This is a genomic window from Aestuariibaculum suncheonense, from assembly GCF_014596935.1.
Taxonomy (GTDB): domain Bacteria; phylum Bacteroidota; class Bacteroidia; order Flavobacteriales; family Flavobacteriaceae; genus Aestuariibaculum; species Aestuariibaculum suncheonense.
Map to the genome: position 1 here is coordinate 178,024 of NZ_JACVXC010000005.1, position 16,789 is coordinate 194,812.

Sequence of the window (16,789 nt, forward strand, 5' to 3'; positions counted from 1 at the left end):
TTCCTACCCATAAGCTTTATTTTTTATAGGCTATAATTCTTTAATGTCTTTTTTTAGTTTTTCCAAAGCGCCATAAATACGTTTTTCAACGGCCTTGGTAGAAATATCTAAAAGTTCAGCAATTTCCTTAAAGCGTTTGCCTTCAACTCGATTCATTAAAAAAGCTTCGCGTTGAGCATCGGTTAAATTCGCCAGAGCTTGCTGGAGTTTTTTACGGTATTCGTTCTCCTGCATTAAAAACTCAGGATTTTCGTTGGTGTGGGTTTTGGGTTTTGTTTGCCTGTATTTTAAAATCACTTTTTGGTGGGCCGCTTCGTTAAGCATTAAATTATTCGCTGTGGTAAAGACAAAACTTTTGGCTTTTTCGGGAGTCACTTTAGCGCAGTTTTCCCAAAGTTTGACAAAAGCTTCCTGCACCTTATCTTTAGGATTTAATTCTTCGCCAAATTTGTAGTATAAAAAGTTGTGTAAATCTTTAGCGTATTTATTAAAAATGGAAGAAAACAATCGTTCTTCGCAAATATTTTCCTGTATTGATTTTGGCATAAATTCATGAGGTTGCAGAATCTAAAATATAAAAAAAGAATACACAGGGTAGGAATTTTTAAGGAGAACTTGTTCTATAATCAAATACTAACAAAAAACCCAAAAATCAAAGGATTATGAAAACTAAACTAAAACCGTTTTTTCTATTACCTTTTTTTGCCTTTATCATGTTGACGTCTTGTCAGGATGAGGTTGTCGATATAAGAACGATAGAAGATTCAGAGACTATAACGGCAAACTCAGAACTTGCGGTTTTAATTGAAGCAACTTCAACTAAAGACGGCTCTATGGATAATATTATAGATCGAGCAAGTTGTTTAACTGTTGAATTACCTGTAACTGTTTCGGTTCATGGCTTGGAAGTTACCATTGATTCTACTGAAGATTACAAGATTATTGCCGCTTTATTTAAGGAGTTCGATTACGAATACAGAGACTTGGGGATTTTTTTTCCAATTGTTGTGACGACTTCCGATTTTACAGAAATAACCATTGAATCTAAGGAGGGATTAATAGAATTAGCACAAGAATGCCGAGGAGATAATGAAGACGACGATGATATTGAGTGTATCGATTTTCAATACCCGATTTCGTTTTCTGTTTACAATAGCAAGTTTCAGGTGATGGATGTCGTGAATATTGAAGGCGACCGTGCTTTGTACAGATTTATACATCGAGTGAGGGAAGGAGAAGTTTTTGCCAGTTTAAATTTTCCGGTATCCATGCTGTTGGGTGATGGCTCAAAAATTATAGTGAATAATAATTTAGCCTTACAAAATGCAATAAAAGAAGCAAAAGACACCTGTGATGAAGATGATGATAACGACTATGGAGACCATGATTTCACTAAAGAACGCTTAGATCATTTATTACAAATTTGTCCTTGGGTGGTCTATGAATTCGAAAGAAATGACGATGATTTAGATGATAAATATCGTGAATATGCCATTGTGTTTAAAGCAGAAAATGTGGTTCAGGTTCGCACGAGAGGTGGAGATATGTTAACAGGAACTTGGTCTACCCGAGTAGTCGACAATGGTGCCTTAATAAAATTAGAGTTCGATTCGTTAGTAGATTTTACTTTAGAATGGTTTGTCTACGACCTAGAATATGGTAGAATTAAATTGTATAAGGCAGGTGGTAACCGTGCGATTTTAAAGAAGAATTGCGATATCGTAATTGATTATTCAAAAGAACGCATTGAAAATTATTTGCAGGAGTGTTTTTGGCGTGTTGAGCGATTAAATATTGATGGGGTAGATAATGAAACTGAATATATAGGTACGCCGTTAAAGTTCAATGCCGATAATGGGGTGAAATTACGGGTTAATGGTGAACTGCTTGAAGGAACCTATCAGGTTAATCAGGTTGACGCCGGGTTTATGTTGCAGATCGTGTTTGAAGGCCGACCAGATTTAAATCTGGAATGGTTAGTAACATTCCTAGAGCCAGGAATTATTAAGCTTGAAAATGCAGATAATAAAATGGTATTAAAAAGATATTGCCCGGAGTTGGACGACGATCTAAAATATATTAACGGGTTGTTGATTCTCGGAGACTGGGAAGTTGCCAAATACCAAGACGGCGAGGTCGAGAAAACTTCAGATTATAACGATTTCACGCTGAATTTTATGGCTACAGGGCTTGTAACAGCAACCGATTTGGAAGCTAATGTCATTAATGGTTCTTGGTTAGCTTACCGAAATGAAGGCTTGTTTATGGGAATGCGCTTCGAAGAAACCGATCCGTTTACCGTATTAAACCACCGTTGGAGAATTAAAGACGTTTCAACAACTCGAATAGAATTAAAAGACTTTAGTGCTTCAGGGGAAGTGGAACGCATTTTAGTATTGGAAAAGAAAAACTAATTCTGCTACCGGTTGAAAGCTAAATCTATTTGTTCTAATTAGTGGGTTAATTATTTTAGGGAAGCTTTCACCTGAAAAGGGCTGTCAAACTAATGATTTTGATAGTCCTTTTTTTTGTTTCACTTTTTATAGTTCGTATACTTCTATAATACACAGCAAATCACTAAATTTGCACTTCTTAAAATTTCAATAACAATTATGTTTAATAATTTAAGCGATAAATTAGATAAAGCCTTACACGTTCTTAAAGGTCACGGAAGTATTACCGAAGTCAATGTAGCAGAGACTTTAAAGGAAGTAAGACGTGCTTTATTAGATGCCGATGTTAACTTTAAAATAGCAAAGCAATTTACAACAACCGTTAAGGAAAAGGCCCTTGGTCAGGATGTATTAACAACATTACAGCCAGGACAGTTAATGGTTAAAATCGTTAAAGACGAGTTAACCGAATTAATGGGTGGCGATGCTGAAGGTATTAACCTGTCTGGTACGCCAAGCGTTATTTTGATGTCAGGTTTACAAGGTTCTGGTAAAACAACATTCTCAGGTAAGCTTGCTAATTATCTTAAAAATAAAAAGACAAAGAAACCGTTATTAGTTGCCTGTGACGTGTATCGTCCTGCAGCTATTGACCAGTTACATGTGGTAGGTGAGCAGATTGGTGTAGAGGTATATAGCGATAAAGGAAATACAGATCCGGTCGCGATTGCGCAGGCAGGTATTGCTCATGCAAAAGCCAACGGACATAATGTTGTGATTATAGATACCGCGGGTCGTTTAGCTGTTGATGAAGCCATGATGACCGAGATTTCTAATATTCATGCAGCTATTAAGCCACAGGAAACCTTATTTGTTGTAGATTCTATGACAGGTCAGGATGCGGTTAATACAGCGAAAGCCTTCAACGATGTGTTAAACTTCGACGGGGTTATACTTACCAAGTTAGATGGTGATACGCGTGGTGGTGCGGCTATTTCAATTAAATCGGTAGTTAATAAGCCTATTAAGTTTATTGGTACTGGAGAGAAAATGGAAGCGATTGATGTGTTTTATCCTTCACGTATGGCAGACCGTATCCTTGGTATGGGAGACGTGGTGTCGTTAGTAGAGCGTGCACAGGAACAGTTTGATGAAGAAGAAGCGCGTAAACTTCAAAAGAAAATTGCTAAAAACCAGTTTGGCTTCGACGATTTCTTAAACCAGATTCAGCAGATCAAGAAAATGGGTAACATGAAAGACCTTATGGGCATGATACCTGGAGCTGGAAAAATGTTAAAAGATGTCGATATTGATGATGATGCCTTTAAAGGAATTGAAGCCATTATTTATTCTATGACACCAGAAGAAAGAACCAACCCGTCAATTATTAATGCGAGTAGAAAAAAACGTATAGGTAAAGGATCTGGTACTTCGGTACAACAAGTGAATCAGCTTTTAAAGCAATTCAACCAAATGAGCAAAATGATGAAGATGATGCAGGGAGGTGGTGCTAAAAAGATGATGAGCATGATGAAAGGCATGCGTTAGTATTAAATTTTAGAACAATTATAATAAACAAGCAAGCAAAATCTGAAATATGACAATTTTAGACGGTAAAAAAGTAAGTAACGATATTAAAGAGGAGATCGCAGTCGATGTACAAAGCATGATTGCTAATGGGGAAAAGGTCCCTCATTTAGCGGCGATTTTAGTTGGAACAGATGGGGCAAGTATGACTTACGTAAATGCTAAAGTTAAAGCTTGTGAAAAAATAGGGTTTCATTCTACTTTAATTGATTTACCTGAAGAAACGACTGAGGAAGTTTTATTAGAGAAAATCAATGAATTAAACACGAATGATGATATTGATGGTTTCATCGTGCAGTTGCCATTACCTAAGCATATTGATGAGCAAAAGGTATTAATGGCTATCGATCCCGATAAAGATGTTGATGGTTTTCATCCGACAAATGTGGGAAGAATGGCTTTAGATTTACCAACATTCCTTCCGGCAACACCATTCGGAATTATGGAATTATTAGAGCGTTACAATGTAGAAACCTCTGGTAAGAATGTGGTGGTTATGGGACGTAGCCATATTGTTGGTCGCCCTATGAGTATTTTAATGAGCCAGAAACGTAAAGCTGGTGATGCAACGGTTACAGTTGTGCACAGTCGTACTAAGAATTTAGCAGAGATTACACGTGAAGCCGATATTATTGTAGCTGCGATTGGTATCTCTGAGTATTTAACCGGTGATATGGTTAAAGATGGTGTAGTGGTGATTGACGTAGGAATTACTCGTGTACCAGACGACACTAAAAAAGCGGGTTACCGTTTAGCTGGTGATGTCGATTTTGCAAGTGTAAGTCCAAAAGCAAGCTTTATCACTCCTGTTCCAGGAGGTGTAGGTCCAATGACGATTGCGATGCTTCTTAAAAATACCTTATTGGCAAGAGAAAGACACAATAAGTAAGAACTTGATATTATAGAATAAAAAAAGCAGCATTTTTAAATGCTGCTTTTTTTGTTTACCGTTTTCTGCGTTTTGGTTGTCTTTTGTTGTTTGGTTGCGATCTTTCCGAAGAGGTAACCGAGCGTCGGTCGGTTTTTGGTTTAAAGACTTTGGTTGAGGTGCTAATTAAATTGTTAAGTTCTTTAAATTCTTCTTTTGTTAATTCGCGGTATTTCCCAATGGGCGTGTCCAGCTTAATGTTCATAATACGAACACGCTTCAGGGTTTGTACTTCGTAATTTAAATAATCACACATACGACGGATTTGTCGGTTCAGGCCTTGAGTCAATATAATTTTAAACTCGAATGTACTAAGCTTTTCAACTTTACATTTGTTGGTGGTTTTCTTTAAATCTTCTAAATAAATACCACCTGCCATGCGCTCAATAAAGGTTTGAGAAATAGGCTTGTCTACCGTTACAATATATTCTTTTTCGTGGTTGTTACTTGCGCGAAGAATTTTGTTTACAATGTCACCGTCATCGGTTAAAAGAATTAACCCTTCACTTGGTTTGTCTAAACGACCAATAGGGAAGATGCGTTTCGGATAGTTAATATAATCAATAATATTATCTTTCTCTACACTGGTGTCGGTAGTACAGACAATACCAACCGGTTTGTTAAAGGCCAGATAGACGAAACTGTCTTTGGTGTTTTTTACTACCTCACCATCTACACAAACCACGTCACCCGGGGCTATTTTAGTTCCCATTTCAGGAGCGCTACCGTTTATAGTTACACGACCGGCATCAATAAGCTTATCGGCTTCTCGGCGCGAGCAGTATCCAACTTCACTTAAATATTTGTTTATTCGTTTTAATTCTTCCGACATGTAGAGGTAATTAGTGTTGTGGGCAAAAATACAATAAATCTAAGCGTTTAAAAATTCTAAAATATGATTGTAAACAATTTCATTTTTTAAGCCGTGTCCAAAGCCTTGTGTTTTTACCAGCTTAGAGTTTTTATAGTATTTCGAAATTTGCAAAGCATCACGATACGAGATGATACGGTCTTTTTTATCGTGAATAATCAAACCTTCGGCAGTAATATGTTCTGAAAAGTTTTTGAAGGCGTAAAAGCTGGGAAGTTTTCCAAAGTGCTTCATGTAATAGTCGTTCATGGCTTTGATAACTCTCTTATTGTAGCCCATAATGTTGACGTAGTTTTCAATAACTTCATCAAAATTTGAAGGAGCACCTAACATGATTAATTTTTCAATAGGAAGTTTATTATTGTTAGTCGCTAATGCGGAAGCAGTACCACCAATAGAATGCCCGATAATGACGTCTGGTTTAAATTCTTGGGCGACCATATTAATGCATTCTGAATATAAAACCGCGTTAAAGGTTTTATGCCCTGAATTTCCGTGTCCTGGAGCATCTAAAGCCACAATATTGTAATCTTCGGCTTGTAAAAGTTCGATTAAATCGTTCCAGCGGTAGGTGTTGCTTTCCCAACCGTGAACTAGTAAAATGGTTTTGTTAGCTCCTTGCCATTGATAGGTGTGAATATTAATACCATCATATACAAAAGTCTTTTGTTTTGCAGATTTAAGGTATTTTAATTCTTCGGTGTGTAATTTTCCTTTTCTTGGTGTTGAAAATAAATCTACAGCTATTTTTGCTGCATAACTTGGCGATAAGTAGCTTGCTGTATTAATAAGCTTACCTATGGTTTTTACGAGGGTATTGTTCATTTAAATGTCTTCTCGGTGAACTAAATCCATTGAAAATGCAGGCGTGCAAATGGCAATGTATTCGCAGACTTCGGTAAAAGGATTCGAGTATTGCACTCGGGTATTTCGTTCTATTTTTATGGATTGTCCGGCCTCTAAAACAACGGTTTCGTCGTCAATAATAAATTGTTTTTTTCCACTGATGATGAAGGTGTATTCGTCGAACTCAGGTGTTTGAAAGGGTTCGCTCCAGCCGGCAGGTGCTTTCATATGGGCTATGCTAATGGTGCTGTTGCCGTCGGTAGCAACGCCAAAATGTTCTTTAATAACTTTGCCATCGGTCGTAGGTACAACAAATGGACTGTTTTGTACGGTGAATTTTTTATTGGCCAAAATATTTTGGTTTTCGTGTTAATGTCCTTGTAAGGGTTTCTTCTTAATCATGCCACCTTTAAGGTCTTTTACAATTCCCATAATAATAAAGGCGTTTCGGTCTATTTTGTCAATTTCAGTTTGAAGTTTGGCGAGTTCTAAACGGGTAACTACTGTATAGATAATGTCTTTTTCGTAGCTTTTACCGGAAGAACCAAAACCACCTTTACCAGCATAAATGGTACAGGCGCGATGTAGTTTTTCGGTAATCATAACACGTAACTCCTCATGGTGTATTGATATTATGGTAACACCTACATATTCTTCAACACCATCAACAACAAAATCTACGGTTTTTGCGGCTGCAAGATACGTTAAAATAGCGTAAAGCGCCGTTTCAATGGAAAGGATATAAGCCCCAACGGAGAATATTAAAATATTAATAAGAAGTAAAACGTCTCCAATAGTTAGCGATAATTTACGACTTAAGTAAATGGCGAGTACTTCGGTACCATCTATAACACTGCCACCTCGCACAGACAATCCTATACCTAAACCCAAAAAGAATCCTCCAAAAACAGAGATTAGAAGTTTGTCTTCTGTTATAGTGGGATAATCTACAAAATGAACCACAAAGGCTAAAAAAGCAATGGCAGCTATACTTTTAATAGCAAACTTCATACTAATGGTTCTTGATGCTAATATTAAAAACGGAAGGTTAACCAGAATTAAGAATATACTTAAATCGAGAGACGTCACATGGTTTAGTAATAACGAAATACCAGTGGCGCCTCCGTCTATGAAATGATTGGGTAATAAAAAACCTTTTAATCCGAATCCAGCAGAAAACACACCAATGATAATAAAGATGTATTCTTTAACGGCGTGGGCTAATTCTACCTGAAATATCCTTACCAGTGGTACGATTTGTCGTTTACTCACAGGCTGATCGCTTTGGCTTTTAAGCCTTTTTCGAGCAACATCGACCAGTAATTTGGATAAAAACGGATTCATAGAGGTTTACCAGTTTATAAAGAAGTATTTTATTTTTGCATTATCAGGAATATGCATCGCTTCAATATCCAGATTCATGTCAAATCTAAGATTTGCAGGAAGTTCTTGCTTATCAATGGTGAAGCTTGCATTTAGTTCGTTTACAGTCACGACCACCGAGTTGATCAGGTTGTCTATTCTCGAAATCTTATAATTACTGTTAATATCTTTAAAGGTACTTGACGTTGTAATATTTTTATCGGTTTTAAAACGCGGATCGATAATTTGTACACTTCTCACCACAGCTGTGGTATCCGATTTGTATTCCGGGTTTAATATTAAAAGTTTTTTCCCTGCTTTATCGAATACTTCAATGCTTTTACTGACCCCCATAAACCCATTATCATTAAATGCTTCGGTTATAGAATCGTTAGTAAATATGGATTTTAAGTCTTTAACACGTGTTGAATCAGTAAGTAAACCAACGTGTTGTTTTGAGATTTCAAAGGGGTCTTGCGCTTTGTTACAACTAGCGAAAAGTAGCGACAACACCGAGATGCTTAAAATTAGTTTTTTCATGTAATGATAGATAGGTTTTTTATTTATTAAGCGACAAATGTCGTATTATTTTTTCATGATTTTAGTTAAAATACCAAAAACACTTCTAATAAAAGTAGCGCTGGTTAAAACCTTTACCACAGGATTCATTGCCGTGCTTCGGCGTCTGGATGTTGACGAAGATGTTCTTGCTTTTTTTAGGGCTTCTTTTTCCTTTTCGGCTTGTTCTTTAGCTTCATCGGCTTCAGCTTCGGCTATTTTTTTGTTAAGCAATTCGTAAGCACTTTCGCGGTCTATGGTTTCGTTATATTTTTTAACAAGTTTAGAGGATGAAAGTAGGGTTTTTAACTCATCTTCGGTTAAAATATCCATGCGACTCATTGGTGCGCGCATCATGGTTGCTGCCAAAGGTGTCGGACGTCCTTTTTCATCTAAAGCCGATACCAGAGCTTCTCCGGTTCCTAAAGATGTTAAAACGTTCTCGGTATTGTAATATTCAGAATCCGGATAGTTTTGAGCTGTTAGTTTAATCGCTTTTCTATCTTTTGCTGTGAAGGCTCGTAACGCGTGCTGAATTTTTAATCCTAACTGACTTAATACTTCTTCGGGAACATCGGTAGGGTTTTGCGTTACAAAATATAAACCAACGCCTTTACTACGAATTAGTTTAACGATGCTTTCAATTTGATTAAGTAAGGCTTTTGATGCTTCATCGAAAATTAAATGTGCTTCATCAATAAAAATAACAAGTTCTGGTCTTCCGCTATCGCCTTGTTCAGGAAAGGTAGAATAAATTTCAGCCAGTAAACTCAGCATAAAAGTCGAAAATAGTTTAGGACGGTCCTGAATATCGGTTAAACGGATAATGTTAATATAGCCTAGACCATGGTCATTAACGCGTAACAAATCCTGAACATCGAACGAGGTTTCTCCGAAAAATAAATCGGCGCCTTGTTGTTCCAGTTCTACGATTTTACGCAAAATAGCTCCAGTTGAAGATGTTGAAATCCGTCCGTAAGCTTCGGTGAATTCAGCTTTGCCTTCTTCGGTTGCGTACTGCAAAATCTTTTTAAAATCTTTTAAATCTAATAGAGGGAGTTTGTTGTCGTCGCAATACTGAAAAATAACAGCGACAATACCGGCTTGTGTATCGCTTAAATCTAAAATTCGGGATAACAAAACAGGGCCGAATTCACTAACGGTCGCACGAAGTCTAACACCATTTTGTTCTGATAAGGTAAGTACTTCAACAGGAAATCCTTTGGCTTCAAATGGCAGACCAATTTGTGACATACGCTCATCAATCTTCACATGGCCATGGCTAGGTTGCGCTAAACCACTTAAGTCGCCCTTAATATCCATAAGTAAAACAGGTATGCCACGTTCGCTTAGATTTTCAGCCAGAACCTGTAACGATTTGGTTTTTCCAGTTCCGGTAGCACCAGCAATTAAACCGTGACGATTTAATGTTTTTAAAGGGATTTTTACATGGGCTCCGGTAATGGTTTCGCCGTCAAGCATGGCAGCTCCAACCGGAATAAAATCGCCTTTGGTAGTATTGCCTTCAGTAATGTGTTTTAAAAAATCGTCTGTTCTACTCATACCTTTAATTTTGGTTAAAAATACATGAAAATTGATGAAGAAAAAAATAGCGAACTTTTGGAATCAATAACGTGGTTTTTCTTGTTTTTCTAGGTTGTTGAATGTCTTTGTTCTAATAGAATTGGCAAGACGTTAAATGAACGGTAAAAAAAGTGAAATAAGTAAATGAATATGTATCTTTGCACCCATGAAAAGCGAAATACAAACATTAGTAGATAAAGGCGAAATGCTGCCTTTAATGGAGGAATTTTACACCATTCAGGGTGAAGGGTATCATAAAGGAACTGCGGCGTATTTTATTCGTGTTGGTGGTTGCGATGTGGGATGCCATTGGTGTGATGTGAAAGAAAGCTGGAATGCCGATTTACATCCGCCTACCGAAACGACTAAAATTGTAGAAAACGCTAAAAAGTACAGCGATACTATTGTAATAACCGGAGGAGAACCTTTAACTTGGGATATGACGGCTTTAACAACACAGTTGAAAGTTGAAGGCATGCAGGTTCATATTGAAACTTCGGGTGCTTATAAGTTAACCGGAACCTGGGACTGGATTTGCTTATCACCTAAAAAAATGAAATTACCTACCGAAGAAGTTTATGCTAAAGCAAATGAATTAAAGGTAATTATTTATAATAAAGATGATTTTCGTTTTGCCGAAGAACAGGCCGAGAAAGTGAATAAAGATTGTATTTTATACATGCAGCCGGAGTGGAGCAAACGTGATAAAGTGATTCCTGAAATTGTGGATTATGTAATGAAACACCCAAAGTGGAAGGTGTCGTTACAAACACATAAGTATTTAAATATTCCTTAAAAAATAACGTAATTTTAGGAAACGTTTAAAACCAAAAGCATTGAGAATAAAACGAAATAAGATTATGTCTTCACGTCGGGAGTTTAAACCTGATGGACGCATAATTTTACGTGATCAGTTAGCTATTGAGCGCACGCGTTTAGCAAATGAACGCACTTTGATGTCCTACATTCGGTCGTCGTTGTATTTACTTATAGGTAGTTTTGCGTTTTTTGAATTGAAAAACGAGTATTCAAATTTTGATTATCTGGCTTACGTCTCTTTGGGGTTTTCTGTTGTGTTTTTATTAATAGGTATTTACAGATTCTATTTATTGAAAAAAAACTTACGCAGATTATTAGATTTAGCAGACGTTTCGGAAGATATACATGAATAAAAAAAGCCTTGAATTTCAAGGCTTTTTTATATAATCATAGTTTTTTAATTACTGACTGATAGGAACAGCAACTCTGGTCGTATCCCAAGCTAGGAACATCTTGTCGTTATCGAATGCGATAGAAAAAGCTTCAACAGCTTCTCCTTGAGTTACTGGAGCTGTCACGCGTAAAACATCTTTACTTTCGTTATAATTGTATGCACCCCAAACATCGGTGTCTGAGCTTAAAATAACGGTCCATTCTTTTTCTCCAGGAATAGTATATAAAGCATAAGTACCAGCTTTAACGTCTTTTCCGCCAAACTTAGAATCTTTATAGAATTTTATTTCTGAAGCTTCGTTTGCTCCGGTTCTCCAAACTTTACCATTTGGAGCTAAAGTAGCTAAGGCTCTACCGTTAAGTTGTGGTCTGCTGTAGATTACTTTAGCCATTGGAGGCGCATTTCTGTCGGTTCTGTAATAAGCAACGTCTAAAGGACTTTTGTCTAATTTAGCGAATTTTTGAGCATTAGAATTTACTGAACATAACATCACAAAAGCAAAAGCTAATGTGGTTAAAAGAGTTGATTTTTTCATAAAAAGATATTAGTTGTTTAAAGATTAATGTGTTTTTAAAGATAAACCGAAATGTTCTTAAAGTTTTTCTAAATCTTAAATAAGACTGTTAAAGTTTCAGTTTGTTTAAATTTAAGGATAAAAAAAGCTTCAGAAACCTCTGAAGCTTTTGTGGTTATTGATTAATAAGAGAGTTATTTTCTCATGATTTTTACATTCATTTCCTCTACTTTTTTATCTGAAAGTAGGGAAGGAGCACCAAATAGTAAGTCCTCACTGGTTCCTGTTTTAGGGAAGGCCATCACTTCGCGAATAGATGTTTTCTTTTCTAAAATCATCATTAAACGGTCTACACCCCAGGCAATTCCGCCGTGTGGAGGAGCACCATAATGGAACGATTTGTACATAGTGCCAACGCTTTTTAGCATTTCTTCTTTGTTATACCCCATGTTGCGATAGGTGGCTTCTAAAATCTCAGGTTTATGTGCACGCACAGAACCTCCGCCAATTTCGTAACCATTCAGAATTAAATCGTATTGCTGAGCAATTATAGTTCCGATTTCTTCGTCTTTTCCGTTCATATGTTTTTCAATGTCGTAAACAGCAGGCATAGAGAAGGGGTTGTGGGTAAATGTCCAGCGGCCTTCATCGGTTTTTTCGAACATAGGGAAATCTACTACCCATGCAGGTCTTAATTCTTTCGGATTAATTAATTTCAACATGCTACCTAGTTCCTGACGTACAGCATCTAAAGCTTTATTTGCGGTCGCATAATCAGCAGCTGAGAAGAATACGATATCGCCAACCTGAGCATGTGTCGCTTCAATAATTCCTGCAGCGATATCTTCTCCTAAGAATTTAATGATTGGTGACTGCAAATCGTCTTCATTAACGATGATATAAGCTAAACCGCCTAAACCATGTTGCTGGGCTATACCCGTTAGTTTTTCAATTTGCCCTTTCGATAAACGTTTTTTGCCTTGTTCTTCCGCGGTAACTTTAATACATTTTACAATGCCACCTTCTTCAATAGGCTTACTGAATACCTGGAATGTAGTGTCTTTAACAATTTCGGTAATATCCTGAAGCTTTAATCCAAAGCGTAAATCCGGACGGTCACAACCGTAGTTATCCATGGCTTCTTTATAAGTTAGAACCTCAAACGGATGTAAAATCCATTTGTTGCCGTAAATTTTAGTCACCACTTCATTAAACATTTTGGTGTTTAAATCGACGATTTGTTGCATGCTGGCGTAAGCCATTTCCAAGTCTAATTGTGTAAACTCAGGCTGACGGTCACCACGAGAATCTTCGTCTCTAAAGCAACGTGCAATCTGGAAATATTTCTCATAACCACTCACCATCAACATTTGTTTAAACTGTTGTGGTGCCTGTGGAAGTGTGTAAAATGCGCCGGCTTGTTTTCTTGACGGAACAATAAACTCACGAGCTCCTTCGTCGGTTCCGGCACTTAAAATAGGGGTTTCTATTTCAAGGAAATCCTGCTCGTCTAAAATATCACGAAGCAGTTTAATCACTTTATGGCGATTTACAATCGTACGACGCACATCATCATTTCGGTGATCTAAATATTTATATTGGAAACGGGTGTTTTCATTGGTTTTTGTCGCACGTTTTATTTCAAACGGAAGCGTTCTTGAAAGGTTTAAAATATCAAGAGCTTTAGCTTCTAATTCAATTCTTCCTGTGCGTAACGCTGCATTGTAATCATCTTCCTTACGTTGCACAATCGTTCCTGAAACGGTAATTACCGACTCAGGTTTTAAGCGAACCAATTCATCCAGGTTGGGGAAGGATTCACGACTTAAGCGTACTTGAAAAATCTCGGTACTTGAATCGCGCAAATCAATGAAAATTAATTCGCCGTGATCACGAACACTTGATACCCATCCAGCAAAGGTAACTTCCTGATCAATGCTTTCGTCTATGATATCTGTGATTAAATGGGTTCGGTATTCCTCTTTGATAACGATAGGGATTTCAGGTAAAACTTCTTCCTGTTCTTTTTTAGAAGTAGCCTGAGTTTCTGCTTTTGTTTTTACCGTAGTTTCTCCTGATGAAGTTCCTGAGGTATCTGCTTGTAGGGCACTTAAAATGCCTTCGCGAATCACTTTCCCTGAAGCACCTTTGCCAATAATCGAAATCACTTTTCCGACTAAAATACCAGCTTTACCTTGGTTTCCGGCTTTGATATCGTTGGCAATAGTTTTGTTTTCAGCAATCACTTGAGCGATAGCATTCTGAATTTTATCTTCAGAAATGGTGTTCTCATCAAAATATTGGTTATAATCAAAATGCCTGTCCTTTAAATATTCAGTAATCGCATTTTGAACTAGAACAGAAGTGATTTTTTCAGATTTAAACAACTGAAAAATTTCAATTAAATGTTCAATTCTGTGAATATCTCCGTATTCTTCTGGTTTGATGTTGTTGGTCAATGTTTTGGCAACAAATGACGGGTCTTGAATAACTTCATTAATTGCTACAAAAGTTTCTGAACGTAACGAATCTGCTGTAAAAAATTTCGCATCCTGAGGTAATACGCCACCTTTTATCAAAATAGATTCTACAGCAAACGGAAGTGAACTGACGTCTACATCAATCGATTCCACCACGTCTTTGATGCAAACAAAAGGGAGGTCTGGTTCCGAAATAAAACGGTAATCGGCCTCATATTCCTTTTTACGCATGGTTTTGGTTTGCTTTAAATCGGCATCCCAAAGTACCGTGGTTTGATCGGGTCTGAATTCTTTATGTTCGATGTAATAGTTTAGTTGTTTTTCAACTTCTTCTTTTAAAGCATCAACCATAAACTTAAAGGAGTTTAGGTTTTTTATTTCCGTGCGCGGATTTAAAGCATATGAATGTTTTTTACGGAGTGATACAGATACATCGGATTTAAATTCTCCTTTTTCCAGATTGGCTTCAGAGATTTTTAAATTTTGAACAATACGCTGAATGTATTGCGCATATGTTGAGGCATCTTCAATATGACGAATACAAGGCTCTGTAACAATTTCAATTAGTGGTACACCAGCTTTGTTGAAATCTACCAAAGAAACCGTTTTTTCGTGCATCAATTTCGCAGCGTCTTCTTCTATATGGACTTGTGTTAAGTTTACCGTGAATTGTGATCCGTCGTTACGGAAACAAGACACTTGCCCATCTGGAATAATGGGGTTGTGAAACTGCGTAATTTGTATGTTTTTTGGATTGTCCGGGTATTCGTAATGTTTTCTATCCCATGAAATCACCTCGTTGGAAAAGGTCGATTTTACAGCTTTTCCGAAATAAATTGCTTTTTTAACGGCTTCTTTATTTACGGCAGGTAAAACCCCCATTTGCCCAGTACAAACGGAGCATATATTTTGGTTAGGCGTTTCAATTTCCTGATTAGGGCAAGAACAAAACAGTTTGGTTTTAGTGTTTAATCGTACGTGAGTTTCCAGTCCGATAACCAATTCTAATTCGTAGGCTTTTAAAAGCGCGTCTAATTGTTCTAATTCCATTATATCGTATCTTTTAAGAAGTTAGCAAACTTCAAAACAAGTTCGTCATTCGTTTTTGCGGCTGTAATTTGTAAGCCTGTTTCTGTACCTTGCGGAACCGTTAATGTTGGTAATTGTCCAAGGCTAAAGCCAACGGTATATGCATCGCTTAAATACATGGCGTGCGGGTCTTTTAAACTGTTGCCTATTTCAGGAGGTGTGCTTGGTGTTACCGGAGATAAGATGATATCAACATCTTTAAAATCCTCCTCAAAGTTTTCTGAAATCGCATCGCGAAGGGCTAAACTCTTTAAATAAATTTCATCTGAAAATCCTTGTGATAATACCTGGTTTCCACCAACAATGCGTCGTTTGGTTTCTTCTGAAAAATTTTCAGAACGTGTTACGGCGTAAGATTCTTTTAAGTTTTTATCTTCAATACGGTTACCGTAGTTGGAGCCATCTAAACGCGATAGGTTAGAAGCTGTTTCGGCCATGGCAAGCGTATAATACGTCGATACTAAAATATCGGATTGGAAGAAATCCAATTCTTTAACCTCGATACCTTTTGCTTTTATTTTTTCAATTGTACTTAAAAAGTCTGCTTTAATTTTCGGGTCGATCGCATCACTTTCAATAAAGTTTTTAAAGTAACCTACTGATTTAATTTCAGAAGTATCTGAGATACTGTCGGCGTTAATTTCCGCGGAAGCGTAAGTCGTCTGATCTTTTACATCTTTACCGCTCATCACGTTTAAAATAATACGAATATCTTCAACCGATTTAGCAATTGGTCCAACACAGTCGGTAGATGAGGCATAAGCCATTAGGCCATAACGTGAAATGCGGCCGTAAGTAGGTTTTAGTCCGTAAACATGGTTGTAACCAGCCGGCTGACGAACCGAACCACCAGTATCGCCACCAATAGAAAATACGGTATAATCTTTAGCAACGTTTACTGCCGAACCACCACTAGAACCACCACCAACAAGTTCTGGATTTATAGCGTTTTTTACTGCGCCAAAAATGGTGTTTTCACTTGAAGAACCATGACCGAAACTGTCGCAGTTTTCTTTAACTACAGGGATGGCACCGGCATCTAACAATTTTTGAATCGCCGTTGCTGTATAAGCTGATTTGTAGTTTTTAAGTAAATCGGAACTCGCTGTGGTTGTCGTTCCCTGAAGCATATAAACATCTTTAATACCAAAAGGAATGCCTTCCAACAAGCCAATGGTTTCGCCATTGGTAATTTTAGAATCGACTTTAGCTGCTAAGTTAAGCGCTAAGTCATCTAAAGTAGAATTTACCGTATTATGTGTGTTTGCCTTTAAAGCATTTAATTTTTCCGAAACCAATGCAACACAGGTTATGTCTTTGTTAACCAGTTGTTGGTGAATTTTATGTATTTGAGACTCCATGTG

General features: G+C 37.2%; 15 protein-coding genes. 5 read left to right on the plus strand and 10 right to left on the minus strand.

The features are described from left to right. Window positions 1-30 precede the first annotated feature (30 nt). Complete coding sequence (locus ICJ84_RS13485) at window positions 31-546, minus strand: RNA polymerase sigma factor (protein WP_188216938.1); 516 nt, start codon at window positions 544-546, stop codon at window positions 31-33. Window positions 547-662: 116 nt separating this feature from the next. Between ICJ84_RS13485 and ICJ84_RS13490 the strand changes: the two genes are divergently transcribed. The 3 genes from ICJ84_RS13490 (at window position 663) to folD (ending at window position 4,869) form a co-directional block, all read left to right on the plus strand. Further along, window positions 663-2,414: a hypothetical protein gene (locus ICJ84_RS13490; RefSeq protein WP_188216939.1), complete on the plus strand. Its 1,752-nt coding sequence runs from the start codon at window positions 663-665 to the stop codon at window positions 2,412-2,414. A 198-nt stretch (window positions 2,415-2,612) separates the two neighbouring features. Further along, entirely contained in the window at window positions 2,613-3,941 is a 1,329-nt protein-coding gene (gene ffh / locus ICJ84_RS13495) for a signal recognition particle protein (RefSeq protein ID WP_188216940.1), read from the plus strand. Between the two features lie 49 nt (window positions 3,942-3,990). Next, window positions 3,991-4,869: a bifunctional methylenetetrahydrofolate dehydrogenase/methenyltetrahydrofolate cyclohydrolase FolD gene (gene folD / locus ICJ84_RS13500; RefSeq protein ID WP_188216941.1), complete on the plus strand. Its 879-nt coding sequence runs from the start codon at window positions 3,991-3,993 to the stop codon at window positions 4,867-4,869. 55 nt (window positions 4,870-4,924) lie between these two features. Here folD and rluF read toward each other — a convergent pair whose 3' ends face one another. From rluF to ICJ84_RS13530, 6 genes are read right to left on the minus strand one after another with little or no spacing between them, the layout of a single operon-like run. Further along, window positions 4,925-5,740: a 23S rRNA pseudouridine(2604) synthase RluF gene (gene rluF / locus ICJ84_RS13505; protein WP_188216942.1), complete on the minus strand. Its 816-nt coding sequence runs from the start codon at window positions 5,738-5,740 to the stop codon at window positions 4,925-4,927. A gap of 39 nt (window positions 5,741-5,779) precedes the next feature. Then, on the minus strand, window positions 5,780-6,604 hold the full coding sequence (locus ICJ84_RS13510; RefSeq protein ID WP_188216943.1) for an alpha/beta hydrolase: 825 nt from the start codon (window positions 6,602-6,604) through the stop codon (window positions 5,780-5,782). Next, the gene (locus ICJ84_RS13515) at window positions 6,605-6,976 is read right to left on the minus strand and encodes a cupin domain-containing protein (protein ID WP_188216944.1); all 372 of its coding nucleotides are present in this window, start codon (window positions 6,974-6,976) and stop codon (window positions 6,605-6,607) included. Between the two features lie 18 nt (window positions 6,977-6,994). After that, the gene (locus ICJ84_RS13520) at window positions 6,995-7,969 is read right to left on the minus strand and encodes a YitT family protein (RefSeq protein WP_188216945.1); all 975 of its coding nucleotides are present in this window, start codon (window positions 7,967-7,969) and stop codon (window positions 6,995-6,997) included. 6 nt (window positions 7,970-7,975) lie between these two features. Further along, entirely contained in the window at window positions 7,976-8,527 is a 552-nt protein-coding gene (locus ICJ84_RS13525; protein ID WP_188216946.1) for a hypothetical protein, read from the minus strand. Window positions 8,528-8,572: 45 nt separating this feature from the next. Further along, entirely contained in the window at window positions 8,573-10,108 is a 1,536-nt protein-coding gene (locus tag ICJ84_RS13530) for a helicase HerA-like domain-containing protein (protein WP_188216947.1), read from the minus strand. A gap of 187 nt (window positions 10,109-10,295) precedes the next feature. Here ICJ84_RS13530 and ICJ84_RS13535 point away from each other — a divergent pair, with 187 nt between their 5' ends. Next, window positions 10,296-10,925 carry a 7-carboxy-7-deazaguanine synthase QueE gene (locus ICJ84_RS13535; protein WP_188216948.1) on the plus strand — a complete coding sequence of 210 codons (630 nt, stop codon included), beginning with the start codon at window positions 10,296-10,298 and terminating at the stop codon, window positions 10,923-10,925. 64 nt (window positions 10,926-10,989) lie between these two features. Beyond that, window positions 10,990-11,301, plus strand: coding sequence for a DUF202 domain-containing protein (locus ICJ84_RS13540; protein WP_188216949.1), 312 nt, complete (start codon window positions 10,990-10,992; stop codon window positions 11,299-11,301). A gap of 48 nt (window positions 11,302-11,349) precedes the next feature. On the opposite strand, the gene ICJ84_RS13545 is transcribed toward ICJ84_RS13540, so the two are convergent. The 3 genes from ICJ84_RS13545 to ICJ84_RS13555 all read right to left on the minus strand — a co-directional run bounded on the left by ICJ84_RS13545 (window position 11,350) and on the right by ICJ84_RS13555 (window position 16,786). Beyond that, window positions 11,350-11,877 (minus strand): DUF2911 domain-containing protein, encoded by a 528-nt coding sequence (locus ICJ84_RS13545; RefSeq protein ID WP_188216950.1) that lies wholly within the window; start codon window positions 11,875-11,877, stop codon window positions 11,350-11,352. 173 nt (window positions 11,878-12,050) lie between these two features. Beyond that, on the minus strand, window positions 12,051-15,386 hold the full coding sequence (gene gatB/aspS / locus ICJ84_RS13550; RefSeq protein ID WP_188216951.1) for a bifunctional amidotransferase subunit GatB/aspartate--tRNA ligase AspS: 3,336 nt from the start codon (window positions 15,384-15,386) through the stop codon (window positions 12,051-12,053). Continuing rightward, window positions 15,386-16,786, minus strand: a complete 1,401-nt coding sequence (locus tag ICJ84_RS13555; RefSeq protein ID WP_188216952.1) for an amidase family protein — start codon at window positions 16,784-16,786, stop codon at window positions 15,386-15,388. The genes gatB/aspS and ICJ84_RS13555 overlap by 1 nt, the downstream gene beginning before the upstream one ends. Between the last annotated feature and the right edge of the window lie 3 nt (window positions 16,787-16,789).

Excerpts from the sequence above, each read along its gene's own strand:
- ICJ84_RS13485 (WP_188216938.1), bottom strand. The coding sequence starts at position 546 with ATGCCAAAATCAATACAGGAAAATATTTGCGAAGAACGATTGTTTTCT.
- ICJ84_RS13490 (WP_188216939.1), top strand. The coding sequence starts at position 663 with ATGAAAACTAAACTAAAACCGTTTTTTCTATTACCTTTTTTTGCCTTT.
- ffh (WP_188216940.1), top strand. The coding sequence starts at position 2,613 with ATGTTTAATAATTTAAGCGATAAATTAGATAAAGCCTTACACGTTCTT.
- folD (WP_188216941.1), top strand. The coding sequence starts at position 3,991 with ATGACAATTTTAGACGGTAAAAAAGTAAGTAACGATATTAAAGAGGAG.
- rluF (WP_188216942.1), bottom strand. The coding sequence starts at position 5,740 with ATGTCGGAAGAATTAAAACGAATAAACAAATATTTAAGTGAAGTTGGA.
- ICJ84_RS13510 (WP_188216943.1), bottom strand. The coding sequence starts at position 6,604 with ATGAACAATACCCTCGTAAAAACCATAGGTAAGCTTATTAATACAGCA.
- ICJ84_RS13520 (WP_188216945.1), bottom strand. The coding sequence starts at position 7,969 with ATGAATCCGTTTTTATCCAAATTACTGGTCGATGTTGCTCGAAAAAGG.
- ICJ84_RS13525 (WP_188216946.1), bottom strand. The coding sequence starts at position 8,527 with ATGAAAAAACTAATTTTAAGCATCTCGGTGTTGTCGCTACTTTTCGCT.
- ICJ84_RS13530 (WP_188216947.1), bottom strand. The coding sequence starts at position 10,108 with ATGAGTAGAACAGACGATTTTTTAAAACACATTACTGAAGGCAATACT.
- ICJ84_RS13535 (WP_188216948.1), top strand. The coding sequence starts at position 10,296 with ATGAAAAGCGAAATACAAACATTAGTAGATAAAGGCGAAATGCTGCCT.
- ICJ84_RS13540 (WP_188216949.1), top strand. The coding sequence starts at position 10,990 with ATGTCTTCACGTCGGGAGTTTAAACCTGATGGACGCATAATTTTACGT.
- ICJ84_RS13545 (WP_188216950.1), bottom strand. The coding sequence starts at position 11,877 with ATGAAAAAATCAACTCTTTTAACCACATTAGCTTTTGCTTTTGTGATG.
- gatB/aspS (WP_188216951.1), bottom strand. The coding sequence starts at position 15,386 with ATGGAATTAGAACAATTAGACGCGCTTTTAAAAGCCTACGAATTAGAA.
- ICJ84_RS13555 (WP_188216952.1), bottom strand. The coding sequence starts at position 16,786 with ATGGAGTCTCAAATACATAAAATTCACCAACAACTGGTTAACAAAGAC.